14 protein-coding genes are annotated in these 15548 nt (G+C 62.3%); 9 read left to right on the top strand and 5 right to left on the bottom strand.

Going from position 1 to position 15548, the window contains the following annotated elements:
• Nucleotides 1-66 precede the first annotated feature (66 nt).
• Both shiA and R3F72_RS08770 read left to right on the top strand, forming a co-directional pair.
• Nucleotides 67-1461 (top strand): shikimate transporter, encoded by a 1395-nt coding sequence (gene shiA / locus R3F72_RS08775; RefSeq protein ID WP_332779454.1) that lies wholly within the window; start codon nt 67-69, stop codon nt 1459-1461.
• Nucleotides 1343-1876 carry a LysR substrate-binding domain-containing protein gene (locus R3F72_RS08770; RefSeq protein WP_332779453.1) on the top strand — a complete coding sequence of 178 codons (534 nt, stop codon included), beginning with the start codon at nt 1343-1345 and terminating at the stop codon, nt 1874-1876. Before shiA ends, R3F72_RS08770 begins: the two co-directional genes overlap by 119 nt.
• A gap of 402 nt (nt 1877-2278) precedes the next feature.
• On the opposite strand, the gene R3F72_RS08765 is transcribed toward R3F72_RS08770, so the two are convergent.
• The 4 genes from R3F72_RS08765 to R3F72_RS08750 form a co-directional block, all read right to left on the bottom strand.
• The gene (locus R3F72_RS08765; protein ID WP_087720164.1) at nt 2279-3103 is read right to left on the bottom strand and encodes an alpha/beta fold hydrolase; all 825 of its coding nucleotides are present in this window, start codon (nt 3101-3103) and stop codon (nt 2279-2281) included.
• Nucleotides 3104-3296: 193 nt separating this feature from the next.
• Entirely contained in the window at nt 3297-4502 is a 1206-nt protein-coding gene (pcaF, locus tag R3F72_RS08760) for a 3-oxoadipyl-CoA thiolase (protein ID WP_087720163.1), read from the bottom strand.
• A complete protein-coding gene (locus R3F72_RS08755; protein WP_087720162.1) occupies nt 4499-5308 on the bottom strand; it encodes a CoA-transferase subunit beta in 810 nt (269 codons plus the stop codon). The genes pcaF and R3F72_RS08755 overlap by 4 nt, the downstream gene beginning before the upstream one ends.
• Nucleotides 5305-6123, bottom strand: coding sequence for a CoA transferase subunit A (locus R3F72_RS08750; RefSeq protein ID WP_087720161.1), 819 nt, complete (start codon nt 6121-6123; stop codon nt 5305-5307). Before R3F72_RS08750 ends, R3F72_RS08755 begins: the two co-directional genes overlap by 4 nt.
• Before the next feature lie 612 nt (nt 6124-6735).
• Between R3F72_RS08750 and R3F72_RS08745 the strand changes: the two genes are divergently transcribed.
• The gene (locus R3F72_RS08745; protein ID WP_087720069.1) at nt 6736-7521 is read left to right on the top strand and encodes an IclR family transcriptional regulator domain-containing protein; all 786 of its coding nucleotides are present in this window, start codon (nt 6736-6738) and stop codon (nt 7519-7521) included.
• A 195-nt stretch (nt 7522-7716) separates the two neighbouring features.
• Nucleotides 7717-8658, top strand: a complete 942-nt coding sequence (locus R3F72_RS08740) for an AEC family transporter (protein WP_332779452.1) — start codon at nt 7717-7719, stop codon at nt 8656-8658.
• An 18-nt stretch (nt 8659-8676) separates the two neighbouring features.
• Here R3F72_RS08740 and R3F72_RS08735 read toward each other — a convergent pair whose 3' ends face one another.
• A complete protein-coding gene (locus tag R3F72_RS08735) occupies nt 8677-9501 on the bottom strand; it encodes a sugar phosphate isomerase/epimerase family protein (protein WP_332779451.1) in 825 nt (274 codons plus the stop codon).
• 148 nt (nt 9502-9649) lie between these two features.
• Here R3F72_RS08735 and R3F72_RS08730 point away from each other — a divergent pair, with 148 nt between their 5' ends.
• The 5 genes from R3F72_RS08730 to R3F72_RS08710 all read left to right on the top strand — a co-directional run bounded on the left by R3F72_RS08730 (nt 9650) and on the right by R3F72_RS08710 (nt 14997).
• Nucleotides 9650-10519, top strand: coding sequence for a DMT family transporter (locus R3F72_RS08730; RefSeq protein WP_087720072.1), 870 nt, complete (start codon nt 9650-9652; stop codon nt 10517-10519).
• A gap of 116 nt (nt 10520-10635) precedes the next feature.
• Nucleotides 10636-11976, top strand: a complete 1341-nt coding sequence (locus tag R3F72_RS08725; RefSeq protein WP_332779450.1) for an SLC13 family permease — start codon at nt 10636-10638, stop codon at nt 11974-11976.
• A gap of 154 nt (nt 11977-12130) precedes the next feature.
• Nucleotides 12131-13162 (top strand): protein-methionine-sulfoxide reductase catalytic subunit MsrP, encoded by a 1032-nt coding sequence (msrP, locus tag R3F72_RS08720; RefSeq protein ID WP_087720074.1) that lies wholly within the window; start codon nt 12131-12133, stop codon nt 13160-13162.
• Entirely contained in the window at nt 13162-13800 is a 639-nt protein-coding gene (gene msrQ, locus R3F72_RS08715) for a protein-methionine-sulfoxide reductase heme-binding subunit MsrQ (protein WP_087720075.1), read from the top strand. Before msrP ends, msrQ begins: the two co-directional genes overlap by 1 nt.
• A 210-nt stretch (nt 13801-14010) precedes the next feature.
• Nucleotides 14011-14997 carry a 2-hydroxyacid dehydrogenase gene (locus tag R3F72_RS08710; protein WP_303853857.1) on the top strand — a complete coding sequence of 329 codons (987 nt, stop codon included), beginning with the start codon at nt 14011-14013 and terminating at the stop codon, nt 14995-14997.
• Nucleotides 14998-15548: the final 551 nt, after the last annotated feature.

Raw genomic sequence — 15548 nt, 5'->3', positions numbered from 1 at the left:
GCCACATCGATACAGCGACCGAAGCAGGCGCCTCGATGCCAAGACACCGATGACCGAGAGTTCCGGATGAGCGTAACCGCAGCGACCACCGCCCCCGCCCAGTCGACAAACCAGGCCAAACGCGCCGCCATCGGCAGCTTCGTCGGTGCCGTGGTCGACTGGTATGACTTTCTGCTCTACGGCATCGTCGCCGCGCTGGTCTTCAATTCGCAGTTCTTCCCCAACGTCAGCCCCGCCGCCGGCACGCTGGCCGCGCTGGCCACCTTTGGCGTCGGCTTTCTGTTCCGCCCGCTGGGCGGCCTGGTCTTCGGTCATTACGGCGATCGCCTGGGACGCAAGCGCATGCTGATCCTGACCGTGATCCTGATGGGTGGCGCGACGGCACTGATCGGGCTGCTGCCGACCTACGCACAGATCGGCGTGTGGGCGCCGATTCTGCTGGTCACGCTGCGCGCGATCCAGGGCTTCGCGGTGGGCGGCGAATGGGGCGGTGCGGCGCTGATGGCGGTGGAAAGCGCACCACGCGGCCGTCGTGCGTTCTACTCCAGCGGGGTGCAGGTGGGCTACGGCGTGGGTCTGATCCTGGCCACCGGTAGCGTCTCGCTGCTCAGCTACGGATTGAGCGACGCCGATTTCACGGCCTGGGGCTGGCGCCTGCCGTTTTTGTTCAGCGTGGTGCTGGTGCTGGTTGCGCTGAAGATCCGCTCGAGCCTCGAAGAGTCGCCGGAGTTCGTCGAAGCGGTCGAGCGCAACGACCAGAAGCCGGCCAGACCACCGATACTCGAAGCGCTCAAACGCCACCCCGGCGCCTTCGTGACGATCATCGCCATGCGCCTGGCCGAGCTGTTCACGATGTATATCGTGACCACCTTCGCGCTGAGCTACTCCACCGGCTATCTCGATCTATCGCGGGACCTGTTTCTGCACATCGGCCTGCTGGTCGGCGCGATCAGCTGCGTCACCATCCCGCTGTTCGCCTGGCTGGCCGACACGCTGGGGCGTCGGCGCGTCTATATCACCGGCGCCATCGTCGGCGTGCTGGCCGCCTTCCCGTTCTTCATAGCGCTGCAGGCCGGCTCGATCCTGTGGATCGTGATCTTCGCCGTAGCACTGGCCAATCTCGCCCACGACATGGTGGTCAGCGTGCAGCAGCCAATCTTCGCCGAGCTGTTCGGCGCCGCCTACCGTTACAGCGGCGCCGGGGTCGGCTATCAGGTCGCCAGCGTGATCGGCGGCGGCTTTACCCCGTTCATCGCCGCCGCCCTGGTCGACCTCTACGACGGCAGCTGGGTCCCGGTTGCCGTCTATCTGGCCGCCGGCTGTCTGGTTTCTGCCGTAGCTGTTGTTGGAATTGACGACCGTCAATCAGGTCCAGGCGCTCAAGGCGGGGAGAATCGATATCGGTTTCGGCCGTATACGTCTGGACGATCCCGATATCGCGCAGAAGGTGCTGTTCGATGAGCCAATCGTGGCTGCACTGCCGGCACATCATCCCTTGGTGGGTACCATCCCGACACTGGCTCAGTTAGCCGAGTATCCTCTGATCATCTATCCGGCATCGCCTCGTCCAAGCTATGCCGATGCCGTGCTCAGCCTGTTCAGACTCAGGGGTTTGAAAGTCAAGGTCATTCAGGAAACCAACGAACTACAGACCGCGATCGGTCTGGTCGCCTCGGATCTTGGTTTCAGTCTGGTGCCGGAGCAGGTCATGCGCATGCAGCGTGACGAAGTTACCTATGTACGGCTGGCGGAGCGCAACATCACCTCACCGATCATCTGCAGCCGTCGTCGTGAACCTGTGACACCGGCGATGCAAATGACCAACGATATATTGCGGGAGCTGGTAGAAAATCGAGTGAAGGGGCGTTATCCATGACGTGAGACACGCCGTAATGTTTAAAACATCCTCGTATTGACATCCGTCCAGATTAGCTGGCGATACCGACACTGCAGGACATTCTTATCCCCGCCCGGGCTGATCACAGCCACGATATCGGCTCCTGAGCGGCATCACGCGCTCGCCGCTCGAGCCACCGCTGATAGCGCAGAACGGGCCATTTCATCAGGCGACACATCGACTCAGCCTTTGTAATCCATGCGCTACGACAAGGTTTCACAGGGCAGCCTCGCCTATCCATAAAATGTCTCATGCCAGCCGCGTGCCGTCTGCTAGTAAGGGCGGCCGAACAATAAAGGGATGACAGTGGCACATTCCAAGTGCGCCACCATATCCAATATCCGCTTTCAGAATTTCGAAACCGGAAGTGCGATCGATACCCTATTCGCTGACGTCCTGATCTTCGACATCATCACGCCCTGCCCAGTGCCTCAAGAGTGCCGCGACGAAGCGTGCCGGGGCTTCGATAGAGGGCACATGCGCCACGCCTTCGAAGATCTCGAGCGGCGCCTGATCGCACTCCTGCGCCAATGCTTCGAGCGTGGCCGGCGGCGTGGCCGCATCCTCGAGACCACCGAGCAAGAGGATCGATACACGCTTGCCATGCAGGCGTCCTGTGAACGTGTCTCGCCCCAGCATCTCGCACAGCCGGGCGTAGGACTCGGCATCGCCGCGTCCCATCTGAACGCACCATCCGTCCTGCAGCGCCGGTTCGGCTTCGATCCGGGCTGGCGCAAACCAGCGAGGCACGATCTCCCCCGTCATGGCTGCGAGCCCTTCGGTACGCACGCGGCCGGCTCGGGTATTCCACAATTCGGCGTTCCCGATCACCGCCCCGGTGTTGGTCAACGTGGCGGTCAGCAGACGTTCGCCATGCGCGGCGATCAGCTGCTGGCCTATCACCCCACCGATCGAGGTGCCGACGAAGTGGAAGCGTTCGGCACCGGCGATATCGGCCAGCGCCAGCGCTTCAGCGGCCAGATCGGCCGGCGTTATCGCGCCGCCCTCCGGCGGCCAGGCCTGACTAGCCCCGTGTCCCGGCAGATCCCAGGTGAGCACACGATAATGCGGCAGCAGTTGCGATAATATCTCGTCCCACACTGCCTGTGTCATTCCGAGCGGGTGAGCGAGAACGACCAGCGGGTTGGCCTCGGCACCCAGCAATCGGTAGGCAACGGTACGCTTTTCAATGTTGGCAAAAGGCATTGTCACGTTCCTCGAGAAGTCAGTGTGTGCGGTCAGGCAAAAGGGCTCTACATTTGCCGAAGGCAAACACAATAGCGGTTAGCATTACAGCCAGCACGAATGCGCTGGGCAGATAGCGTTGGACAATGCGTACGGAAAATTGGGTGACCGCTTCCATCGTAAATACCTTATTCGTGCAGTCTTTCGACGTCGATCACACCCGTTCGATGACAGTGGCGATCCCTTGTCCAACGCCAATACACATGGTGCAAAGCGCGAAGCGTTGATTATTACGGACCAGCTCATTGGCCGCAGAAGCGACGATACGCGCCCCGGACATGCCCAACGGGTGCCCCAGCGCGATGGCGCCACCGTTGGGGTTGAGCCTCGGGTCATCATCGGCAATACCGAGTTCGCGGGCGCAGGCGAGCACCTGAGCGGCGAATGCCTCGTTGAGTTCGATCACGTCCATCTGCTCGAGCGTCATGCCGAGCTTGCCGAGCAACTTGCGCGTTGCCGGCACAGGACCGATTCCCATGATCCGGGGCTCGACACCGGCCGTGGCCATACCGTGAATGCGCGCGACAGGTTCCAGACCGAACCGCTCGACGGCTGCCTGGCTGGCGACGAACATCGCCGCTGCGCCGTCGTTGACGCCGGAAGCGTTGCCGGCTGTCACGGTGCCGTTTTCGCGGAACGGCGCCGGCAACCTGGCCAGTTTCTCCAGCGTGGTGTCCGGGCGCGGATGCTCATCGGTATCGAAGATCAGCGGTTCCTGCTTACGCCGAGGTATCTCGATCGGCACGATGCCATCGCTGAGCCTTCCGCTCTCCTGGGCAACCTTGGTCAGTTGCTGCGAACGGTAGGCGTAGCGGTCCTGATCCTCGCGCGAAATGCCGAACTGCTCGGCGACGTTCTCGGCGGTTTCCGGCATCGAGTGGGTGCCGTAGCGCTTCTCCATCAGAGGATTGACGAAACGCCAGCCGATCGTGGTGTCCTCCATCTTCTGACTGCGCGAATAGGGTGACTGCGCCTTGCCGATGACATAGGGCGCCCGCGACATCGACTCGACGCCGCCGGTCAGGATCAGGTCGGCTTCGCCAGCCCGGATCGCCCGCGCCGCCGTGCCGATGGCATCCATGCTCGAGCCGCACAACCGATTGATGGTCGAGCCGGGCACGGAAGTCGGCAGGCCCGCCAGCAACGCCGCCATACGGGCCACACTGCGGTTGTCTTCTCCGGCCTGGTTGGCACAGCCCAGAATCACGTCATCGATCGCCTCTGGATCCACCTGCGGATGCTGGGCCAGGACGGCCTCGAACAGGCGCGCGGCGAGGTCATCGGGACGCACACTGGCGAGCGCGCCACCAAAGCGGCCCACCGGCGAACGCAACGGCCGACATAGAAAGACGTCGTTCATGCCTTGCTCCCTCTGTCAGATTGATCGGCGGCCTGACCACCCGTGTGATGGCGATCGGTCCGCGCCTTGAGCTCGCGCAGAATCGTCAATTCGTTATCATCCGGCTCCGGGGTCGACTCGAGAGACTCGGCGAACCGGATTTCCCAGCCGGTCGCCTCCTGCACCTGCTCGCGGGTGACGCCGGGATGCAGCGAGACCACCACCAGTTCCTTGGTCTCGGCATCCGGCTTCATCACACATAGATCGGTAATGACACGAGTCGGACCGCGGCCAATGTTGGGCACGCCGTCACGCGCCGTCCCGTCACGCCCGAACCCGACCGTGGTGACAAAATCCACCGCCTCGACGAAGGTGCGCGTCGAGTGTTTTACGGTGATGAATACCTCGCGGGCGTTGGTCGCGATCTCCGGCGCTCCGCCACCGCCCGGCAAGCGCACCTTGGGCTCGCGGTAATCGCCGATCAGGGTAGTGTTGAGATTGCAGTAACGGTCGATCTGCGCCGTGCCGAGAAAGCCGACATCGACATGGCCGCCCTGCAGCCAGTAGCGGAACATCTCCGGCACCGAGACCGTAGTCAGTGCGGTCTCGCACAGCTCGCCATCACCGATTGAAAGCGGCAATACATCCGGCTTGGTCTGCAAGGTGCCGGATTCGTAGATCAGCACGACTTCCGGTGCGTGTGTCAGGCGGGCGAGATTGGCCGCCTCGCTGGGCAGGCCGATGCCCACGAAACAGGTAGAGCCGTTGCTCAGCGCTCGGGACGCGGTCACGGTCATCATTTCGGCAGCGGTATAACGGTCACTCATGCGTCGTCTCCCTGAGTGAAGACATGATCTTGAAGCCACGCATCGAAAGCATCGCGGTCACGGGCGATGGCATCCCAAGCCTTGTAGAAGGCGTTGTCGCGGGGGTAGTAACCATGGGCATAGGACGGGTAGGCCCCGTGCTGGGTCACCGAGATGGCATCGATTGCCCAGGCCGGAATCACGCAGGCGTTGGGACCCGCGGCGAGATCATCGACGACCTCCTCGACCGTGACGATGCTACGGCCGGCCGCCAGCACGACTTCCTTCTGCACACCGACAATTCCTTCGACCAGCACGTTGCCCTGTCGATCTGCGCGCTGAGCGTGGACGATGCCTACGTCGGGTCGTATCGACGGCACCGCCGCCAGACGCTCACTGCTGAACGGACATTCGATGAACTTGATCTGTGAATTGACCTTGGGCAGATCGCTGCCGATATAACCACGCAGCACCGCCAGGGGTAGCCCGGCAGCGCCGGCCTCGAAGGCGCAGGCCATGGCAGCGTGGCTATGCTCGAAGATTTCGACTGGATGGGGATAGCCCTTCTCGACCGCATCGCGCAGCCGATGCAACGAACCGACACCAGGATTCCCACCCCAGGAAAAGATCAGGCGCTTGGCGCAACCGGCACCGATCATCTGGTCATAGAGCAGATCCGGCGTCATGCGGATCAGAGTGAGATCGCGCTTCCGCTGACGAATCACCTCATGGCCGGCGGCAAAGGGAATCAGATGGGTAAACCCTTCCATGGCAAGGGTCGCGCCATCTTCGACATAACGCGCGACGGCGTCGTGCAGAGAAAGAAATTCAGCCATATGTCCGACTCTCAAATAGCGTTCGCATAACGAACATAGGTTTGTGATACGAACAACGCTATCGCTTTGGTATTGACCGGTCAAACGGAGGTTTAGATTGATACTTTCTCTTCAAGAACGCAGAAAAACTCGATAATTGCTTGAAATTCATTTACTTAAATATTACTTATCGAGCCAATATCCGGTTTGGCCACAAGACTTGATTACGACCAATGTATAAGACGTGACAAGATTTGGTATTCAAGGTTGCCAGGAAAAGCAACGACTCCTCCTGAAGTAGGAGAGAAGTGCGTGAGGGGAGAAGTGCGCGGCTCGAGTTCATGTTCGGATCCGACATTTGATCGTTCGAATCGCTTCAATACCTCGAATCATGAAGTGCAAGGGAATGCCATGACGACGCTGGCTTTGGCCCCCCCTGCATATCTAGGACTCGAAGGCTGTCATCCTACGAGGCAGCCACTATTGCACTGACATGGAGGCTTCCGACGACAGCAAGTTAATCGTGCAGGCTTGCTGCGCGCACTTTCCAGAACAGATGTTCGGCTTTCGAACTTTTCTTGTACCCCTTAAGCTCGTGGCAACTGACTGGATCGATATCGAGGAACTTCAGGCATGCATAGCAAGGAAGAAACGCTCAACCCTGATGATCGCGACTTCGTCACCGCACTGGCCAGCGGACTCGAGGTGATACTCGCGTTCGATCAGCAGTCACCACGGATGACGTTGAGCGAGGTCGCTGCCAAGACGGGAATGAATCGTGCGCGTGCACGGCGATTTCTGCTGACGCTGCACGCGCTGGGCTACGTGCGTAAACAATATCGTTCGTTCGAGCTGGCACCCAAGGCGCTACAGCTGGGTTATGCCTTTCTCTCCTCGAACGGTTATCGCAGCGTCATTCAACAACACCTCGAGGACATCACCGATGTTACCGGCGAGTCCTCGTCGATGGGCGTACTCGATGGCGACGACGTCACCTATGTGGCGCGATCGGCGGCTCATCACCGCTTGATGTCCATTTCACTGTCGATCGGCACCCGCCTTCCGGCAGCCTATACCTCCATGGGCCGCGTCCTGCTGGCGCAGTTACCGGACGCAGAGCGCGCCGCCTATCTCGAGCGGGTCACTCTCTCGCGACACACCGAGCACAGCATCACCGACAAAGCGGCGTTGGAGGTGCGCCTCGTCGAGATTCGCCAGCAGGGTTACTGTATTCTGGATCAGGAGCTGGACTCGGGACTTCGCTCGTTGGCTCTCCCGGCCTTCGACGCCAATGGTGGGTTGCTGGGCGCCATCAATATCAGCACCAACGCGGCGCGGATCGACATGCAGACGTTAACGAAAGACTTCCTGCCCCTGCTTCGCGAGAAGGCGAAACTGATAGCCCAGCAGGTCAACTGAAAACTCGCACGGGCAATCGGCCAGATCACGGCGACACATCGCCAGCAGGCGCTGGAGGTCATCGGCTGGCAACGCTGATTGCAAACATTTGCTGACCGAGGACGACGGGCGCCGTACGAGTGAATCCACTTGCCGGTAGCCCGTCTCGGGCTCATGCTATTAGGCATAAGTCTAATTGGCAGCGGTCAACGTTTCGTGAACACCATCTTCGGCGCCATCGTTCCCATCTTCATCCTGCTGGGCATCGGTTATCTCGCGGTGCTCAAGCGCATCGTCGACAAAGCCCATATCCAGGGCATGGGCCGTTATGTGATCAACATCGCCCTGCCCGCGCTAGTGATCCAGGCGTTGCTCCAGCGTCCGCTGGACGAGGTCTTCAACGTGCCCTATCTGCTGGTCTACGGACTGGGTTCCGGGCTCGCCTTCGCCATCACCTTCGCCATGGTAACGCTGCGCGGCAATGCGCCGCTGGAGCGCCGGGCGATGTATGCCCTGGGCACGTCGGCCTCCAACAGCGGCTTCATCGGCTATCCGGTGGCGGTGCTGGTGGTCGGCCCCACGGCGGGCATCGCTCTGGCGCTCAACATGCTGATCGAGAACCTGCTGGTGATTCCCACGGCGCTGGTACTCGCCGAACTCGGCCGCCAGGCCAAGGGAGGCGTATGGGAGACGGTGAAACCGGTGGCCGTACGCATTCTGCGCCACCCATTGATCATCGCCATCGCCGTGGGCACGCTGCTCGCCGCGCTGAACCTGCATCCGCCGGCCCCGATTGCCCGGGTGCTCGAGATGCTCGCCGCCTCGTCCTCGCCGGTGGCGCTGTTCGTCATCGGTGGCACGCTATGCGGCCTGCGCGTGCGCGGCATGGTCAAGCGTGTGACTCGGATTGCGCTCGCCAAGCTCTCCCTGCACCCGCTCTGCATACTGCTGATGGTACTGCTGATCCCGGGGCTCGATCCGGTATTCGCCACCGCGGCAATCATCTTTGCCTGCGCGCCGATGCTCTCGATGTATCCGCTGCTGGGCCAGCGTTACGGGTTCGGCGAGCTGGGCACGGCGGCGATGGTAATGGCGACGGTGCTGTCGGCGCTGACACTGGCATTGGGAATCTGGCTGAGCCATCTGTGGCTGATATAGCCGCCGAACGAGGCGTTGTTATGGCTGCGAGGCCAGTAGCGAATCCAGCGCGTGCTTGCCCTGGAGCGCGGCCATGCCCGTCGGCATGACCGCCAGTGCATCGCTGAAGATTTCCAGCGACAGCGGCCCGGCATATCCTGTCCTGCCCAATGCCTCCATGAATCGTTCGAGGGGTAATTCGCCGTCGCCGGGAAACGCCCGTCGATGGCGGCTCAGCGATTGCAGATCCTGCCCGCGCGGCCACGGCGAATCGGCCAGCTGCACCAGGCCGATTCTGTCGCCAGGAATCGTGGCGAGGGTTTCCAGCTCGAGTTCGCGAGCCAGGATATGGTAGCTGTCCAGCACGATGGAAAGCGCCGGATGATCCGCCCGCTGCACGATCCGCCACGCCTCGCGATAGTCGAAGACATGCCGTCCCCAGGCCAGCGCCTCGAAGCCCACGCGCATCTCCCGTTCGGCCGCCAGTTCGGCCAGGTCGCGCAGGCTGTCGGCGGATCGGCCCCGGTCGTTCTGGGCTTCTTCGCGGGTGTTGCTGCAGGCGAGCAGGAAGTCGCCACCGAGATCGGCCAGCGTATCGAGTTGTCGCCTGGCTTCCTCCAGCATCTGCCGATGCCATGCCGGCGGCAGCGCCTCGGCATCGCGGAACGGCTGTAGCGCGACGACCGTCAGTCCGAGTTCCCGACAACGCTCCCCCACGGTTCGCGGCGCCAGACCGCTCGACTGCAGGTCATCGGCGAAAACCTCCACGCCGTCGAATCCGGCCCGCGCGATCGCCTCCAGCTTGTTCGTCAATTCTCCGCTCAGACAGAGCGTCGCCATCGCGGTTGTCGTTACCTGCTTCACGCATTCTCTCCCGGCTGGCAGGAGCCACCCATCTGGCCCGTCTGGATGTTCAGCCTAGAAGGAAACCGTCACGACGCCACAGGTTCGCGAATCCGATTCGTCATCTACGCTGACGACAGACAACATCTGCCAAGGAGGGCATCAAACCATGTCGAATTCGGTGAAGGGCACCGTCCACATCACGCTTGCAGCCATGTTCTGGGGCCTGTCGGGCGGCGTTGCGAGCCTGCTGATGGACGAGGGCTGGGATCCTTACGTCATCTCTTTCTATCGCGGCGCGATCGGCCTGGTCTGCATGCTGGCCTGGTTCGTCCTCCATCCGTTGCGCAACCTGCGATTCGACTGGCGGCTCATCGCCTGGTCGGTCGTGGCTGGCGTTGGTGTGGCCGGCAACTTCACCTTCTATTTCCTGAGCATCTCGAACGCCAACGTGGCGATCGCCGCCACGCTGATGTACACCGCGCCGCTGTTCGTCTTTCTGGTGTCGTTCGCATGCGGTCTGGAGAAGCCGACGCTAGGCAAATGGGCGTCGATCACGGCGGTGATGGTGGGTATCGTGCTGCTGACCGACATCCTGCGCAGCGGCACGGGCCAGGTTTCGGTCTGGGGTATCGCTTGCGGCCTGTTGTCCGGCTTGTCCTACGCCCTGTTCATCTTCGGCTTTCGCTACGCCAGAGCCCAGGGACCGGCGCAGGCGGTCCTGACGATCGCCTTCCTGACCCTGACGCTGCTGCTGTTCGCATTCGTCGACATCGGGCAGATGCAGAAAGTGCCGTTCACCGGCGACGCCTACGGGTTTCTGCTGCTCGGACTGTTCGGCGCAGGCATCTCCTTCTATCTCTATCTGCCCGGGCTGAGACGGACGTCCCCCTCGGCGGCCTCCATGATCGCCATGGTGGAGCCGGTCACGGCCTCGCTGTTCGGATTCGTCGTGCTGGGACAGACTCTCGCCCCGCTGCAACTTTTCGGCATGGCGATCATTCTGATCACCATTACTCTGCTGAGTCTGCAGCGCTGATCCAGCCCCCCGATTCGACCGATGGTCGCTTTTCACGCTGGTATACTGCCGCCTCGCTCGCCTTCGGATCTGTCGTGATGTCCTCTTCGATTACCGTTTTGCCTTGGCGTCAGGGAATGTCATTGCTGGCTCTGCTGGGCGCGCTCGGCTGGCTGTTGCTGGGCAGCGCCGACGGCTCGGTCCTGCAGGCCGGGATCGTAGTGGTGCTCTGCATCGGCCTGTGGGCCACCGGCTGGCTGCCGCAGTGGCTGACGGCGCTCATCTTCTTCACCCTCTGCACCGTGGCGAAGGTCGCGCCGGCCTCGACGGCGTTCGTCGGTTTCGAGTCGGCCGCGACCTGGCTGGTGTTCTCGGGCATGGTGATCGGCGCCGCGATCAATCACACCGGCCTGGGCGAACGCGTCGCCGCCCGGATCGGACCTCATCTCGCGTCAGGTTATCCACAGGCGGTCGTCGGCGTGGGGCTGCTGGGGCTGATTGCCTCCTTCTTCATGCCGTCGGCGATGGGCCGGATCGTGCTGCTGGTGCCGATCCTGCTGACTCTGGCCGACCGCTTCGGCTACGCCCCGGGCAATCCGGGCCGCAGCGGCGTCCTGCTCAGCGGCATCATGTCGAGCTTTCTGCCCACCTTCACGATTCTGCCGGCCAACGTGCCCAACAATGTGTTGATGGGGGCCAGCGAAGCGGTGCTCGGCTTCTCGCCCAGCTATGGCGAATATCTGCTGCTGCACTTTCCCGTGCTGGGGTTGCTCAAGTGGGTGCTGATCATGGGGTTGATCCTGTGGCAGTTCCGCGCCGTGGCGCCGTCGCCCTTTACGGCCGAGCCGCCGTCCAGGCTGGGAGGCAGCGGCAATCTGATGAGCGTGCTGCTGGCCTTCGCCGTGGTGATGTGGATGACCGATGCCTGGCACGGCATCTCGCCGGCCTGGATCGGCATGCTGGTGGCGCTGGTCTGCCTGTTCCCGGGCAGCGGGCTGCTGCCGGCCAGACCGTTGCAGCAGATGAACCTCGAACCGTTCATCTACGTCGCCGGGATCGTCAGCCTGGGCGCGCTGGCGCACGACAGCGGGCTGGGCGAGGCGATCGCCGGCCAGCTTCTCGACGTGTTGCCGCTCTCGCCCGAATCGACTGCCGGCAACTTCGCCTGGCTCTCGGTGATCGGCACGATCCTGGGCATGCTGGTCACGCTGCCCGGCGTTCCCGCGGTGATGACGCCACTGGCACCGCAACTGGCCGATGTCACCGGCTGGTCGCCTTCCGCGGTGGTGATGTCTCAGGTGATCGGATTCTCGACCGTGGTGTTCCCCTATCAGTCGCCGCCGCTGATCATCGGCCTGCTCACTTCCGGCGTGAGCATCCGTCAGGCCATGCGCATCACGCTGCCGCTGGCGGTGGTCACGATCCTGCTGTTGTGGCCGCTCGATTTCATCTGGTGGCGCTGGCTGGGCGTGATCTGAACGCGACCGGCGTTTTCCGGCAGGACGGGGCATGGATCACCTAAACTGAGCCTCATGCGGTGTCACGGCGTACGCCGGCGTCTCGGTACACGCATCCAGGCGCGCACCGCCAGCGTATCCACCCTATGCCATCATCGGCGGTTGGAGACTCATCATGTTGATCAAGATTGCCAAACCCGGCGACCTGCGCGAATCGGACGTCACCCCGGAATCGGTTTACCTCTCGCGTCGCCGCTTCATGGGCGGGCTGGCTGGCCTGGGCCTGAGTGCAGGAGCAGGATTGGCACTGTCGGGACGCGCTCTGGCGGCCGCCTCCGACTATCAGGACGTACCGGCCGGCAATCCGCCAGGCTGGCTCGAGCCCAAGCTGGCCAACGCCGAATGGGAAAGCGTGGTGCCTGCCGATCGCCAGTTGGACAAACTCACGCCTTTCGACGACGCCACCCACTACAACAACTTCTACGAATTCGGCACCGGCAAGGGCGACCCCGCCCGCAATGCCGACGCGCTCAAGACCCAGCCCTGGAGCGTGGTGATCGACGGCGAGGTCAATAACGGCGGGCGCTTCGATCTCGAGGATCTGGCCAAGCCTTCCCGCCTGCAGGAGCGCATCTATCGGCTGCGCTGCGTCGAGGCCTGGTCGATGGTCATTCCGTGGCTGGGGATTCCGCTGGGTGACGTCATCAAACGCGCCGAGCCCACGTCGAAGGCCAAGTACGTCAAGTTCGAGACACTGGTCGCACCGGAACAGATGCCGGGCCAGGACTCGTCGTTCGCGCTGATCGACTGGCCCTACACCGAGGGCCTGCGCATGGACGAGGCGATGCATCCGCTGGCGATTCTCGGGCTCGGCATGTACGGGCGCGAACTGCCCAACCAGAACGGCGCGCCCTTCCGGCTGGTCGTGCCGTGGAAGTACGGCTTCAAGAGCATCAAGTCGATCGTGCGGATCTCGCTGGTCGAGGAACAGCCGGTCAACTCCTGGCAGGCGATCGCCCCGGACGAGTACGGCTTCTATGCCAACGTCAATCCCGAGGTCGATCACCCACGCTGGAGCCAGGCCACCGAGCGCCGGCTACCCAACAGCCTGTTCAATCCCAACATCATCGATACGCGGATGTTCAATGGCTACGCCGAGGAGGTCGCGAGTCTCTATCAGGGCATGGATCTGAGGAAGCATTTCTGATGCCGACGCCCCGCTACACGCTGACGCTCTGGCGCATCGCGGTGTTCATCGCCGCGCTGGTGCCGCTGGCCTGGTGGAGCTCCCAGGTCGCGATCAACGCCGCCGGCCCGGAACCCGGCCGCTACCTGCTGCTCAACATCGGCCAGGGCATACTGTGGATGCTGTTTTCCACTCTCAGCCTGACCCCGCTGACCAAGCTGACCCGCTGGAAAGGCTTCACCCTGATCCGCCGCCAGCTCGGCCTGTGGACCTTGACCTATGCGCTGCTGCACCTGTTCTGCTACGCCGTTTTCATTCTGGGGCTGGATCTCTCCCGGCTCGGCAGCGAGATCGTCCGACGCCCCTACATCATCGTCGGCATGCTCGCTCTCGTCGGGCTGATCGCGATGGGCGTGACCTCCAACAAGTGGTCCATGCGCAAGCTGGGCAAGCGCTGGAAGACGCTGCACAAGATCGTCTACCTGGTGCTGGGTCTGGGGCTGCTGCACTTTCTCTGGGTGGTCCGTGCCGACCTGGAGCAGTGGAGCCTCTATGCCGCCGTTGGCGCCCTGTTGATGATTCTGCGCATTCCGCCCATCGCCCGGCAGCTGCCGAAATTCCGCCAATTGATCAAGCGGCCCGGGCGGGCCTCCGTATAACGCGTCGAGCGCCTGCTGGGCGCGTGACCGGTGACAAACACCAAGATTCCTTCGTTCGGACTTGTCTCCGACCGCGTCCTTCCCGCTAGACTTTCGTCGAAGCACTGCCTCAGGGGGCCGGGTTTGTCGGTAAGCTCGTGCGTCCCTCACCTCGCAGGCGGCGATGTCGTCGCCTGCGGATATTTCGATTTTTCAGCCGGAGAGTCTTTCATGAGCAAGCGCATCCTGGCGTACCGTCGCCTCAACGACCAGCAACTCGACCAGCTACGCGAACGCTTTCACGTCGACTACTTCGGCAAGCTCGAATCGGCCGACGATCCGGCATTCCGCGAGGCGCTGGGACAAGCTCACGGGCTGATCGGCGCGGGGGTCAACATGACCCCGGAACTGCTCGATGCCGCGCCCAATCTGGAAGCGATCGCCAGTATCTCGGTGGGTGTGGACAACTATCCGGTCGAGGAACTGACCCGGCGCGGCATCCTGCTCTGCAACACGCCGGACGTGCTCACCGAAACCACCGCCGATACCGGCTTCTCGCTGATCATGGCGAGTGCCCGCCGGGTGGTGGAACTGGCCGAGTACGTCAAGCGCGGCGACTGGAAGTCCAGCATCGGCCCCGAACAGTTCGGCAGCGACGTTCATGGCAAGACGCTGGGCATGGTCGGCTTCGGACGCATCGGCCAGGCGGTGGCCCGCCGCGGCGCCCTCGGTTTCGGCATGAAGATCCTCTACTCCAACGCCTCGCCCAAACCGGTTCTGGAAGCAGAGCTGGGCGCGCGCCGCTGCGAACTGGACGAGCTGCTGCAGCAGTCCGACTTCGTCTGCGCCATCGTGCCGCTGACCCCGGAAACCCGTCAGTTGATCGGCGCCCGCGAGTTCGAGCTGATGAAGGAGAGCGCCATCTTCATCAACATCTCCCGCGGGCAGGTGGTCGACGAACAGGCCATGATCCAGGCCCTCGAAAGCGGCCAGATTCGCGGCGCCGGTCTCGACGTGTTCGAGCAGGAACCGCTCCAGGCGGATTCTCCGCTGCCCAAGATGCCCAACGTGGTCGCACTGCCGCACATCGGCTCCGCTACCCATGAAACACGCACCGCCATGGCCCAGCGCGCAGTCGACAACATCATGCTCGCGCTGGATGGCAAACGCCCGATCAGCCCGTTCAACGAGGAAGCCTGGGGCGACAGGCTGAACTGAGACACCGTCCCCTCTATGGAAAGCGGCACTTTGGCCATTGATCAAGGTAAAACGCGGCCTTCATGACTCGGGAATCGCGCTTATGAATGGGCAAGATCCCGGAGATTTCTATCGGACTTCAACTACGATGATTGGGTCTTTCCGATAGCGACATCCGATAGTGACAAAGGGACACCATGAAAATAGCCATCGTGGTTTTGGTGCTGAGTTTGATTGGCTGTATCTACTTGATCTCCCATTGGGGAGAAACGGATGACTGTGCCAATTCGGCCAAGGCCGAAGCGGAGTGTCAGACGAAGTAGCGAACATGCAAGAAGTAGCAAGCATGCAAATTGCGTGGGCGACAGTTCGTCGCCCACGCATCGCCCTTATGCCATCGAGACATGGCATGACAGGTGAAGTCAGTGGCGCACTTGCCTGTCTCTCGTGATGAAGATCTCCCCCGAACACCTCTTGTAGGGCCTGTTGACGTTTTGAGGGATAGCATTGGCAGGATAGGGGCAAACTCGCAGAATACAGGTTCCGACACCAACAAACTGCGAGCTTGCCAT

The sequence above is a fragment of the Salinicola sp. 4072 genome, assembly GCF_036663415.1.
GTDB lineage: Bacteria > Pseudomonadota > Gammaproteobacteria > Pseudomonadales > Halomonadaceae > Salinicola > Salinicola salarius_A.
The sequence above is the reverse complement of the archived record's forward strand: the minus strand, read 5'-3'. Positions and strand labels throughout refer to the sequence as shown.

Bases quoted from the DNA above. Each gene is read 5' to 3' on its own strand.
- R3F72_RS08730 (WP_087720072.1), top strand. From the start codon at position 9,650: ATGTCGAATTCGGTGAAGGGCACCGTCCACATCACGCTTGCAGCCATG.
- R3F72_RS08745 (WP_087720069.1), top strand. From the start codon at position 6,736: ATGCATAGCAAGGAAGAAACGCTCAACCCTGATGATCGCGACTTCGTC.
- msrP (WP_087720074.1), top strand. From the start codon at position 12,131: ATGTTGATCAAGATTGCCAAACCCGGCGACCTGCGCGAATCGGACGTC.
- msrQ (WP_087720075.1), top strand. From the start codon at position 13,162: ATGCCGACGCCCCGCTACACGCTGACGCTCTGGCGCATCGCGGTGTTC.
- R3F72_RS08710 (WP_303853857.1), top strand. From the start codon at position 14,011: ATGAGCAAGCGCATCCTGGCGTACCGTCGCCTCAACGACCAGCAACTC.
- R3F72_RS08725 (WP_332779450.1), top strand. From the start codon at position 10,636: ATGTCATTGCTGGCTCTGCTGGGCGCGCTCGGCTGGCTGTTGCTGGGC.
- pcaF (WP_087720163.1), bottom strand. From the start codon at position 4,502: ATGAACGACGTCTTTCTATGTCGGCCGTTGCGTTCGCCGGTGGGCCGC.
- R3F72_RS08750 (WP_087720161.1), bottom strand. From the start codon at position 6,123: ATGGCTGAATTTCTTTCTCTGCACGACGCCGTCGCGCGTTATGTCGAA.
- shiA (WP_332779454.1), top strand. From the start codon at position 67: ATGAGCGTAACCGCAGCGACCACCGCCCCCGCCCAGTCGACAAACCAG.
- R3F72_RS08755 (WP_087720162.1), bottom strand. From the start codon at position 5,308: ATGAGTGACCGTTATACCGCTGCCGAAATGATGACCGTGACCGCGTCC.
- R3F72_RS08765 (WP_087720164.1), bottom strand. From the start codon at position 3,103: ATGCCTTTTGCCAACATTGAAAAGCGTACCGTTGCCTACCGATTGCTG.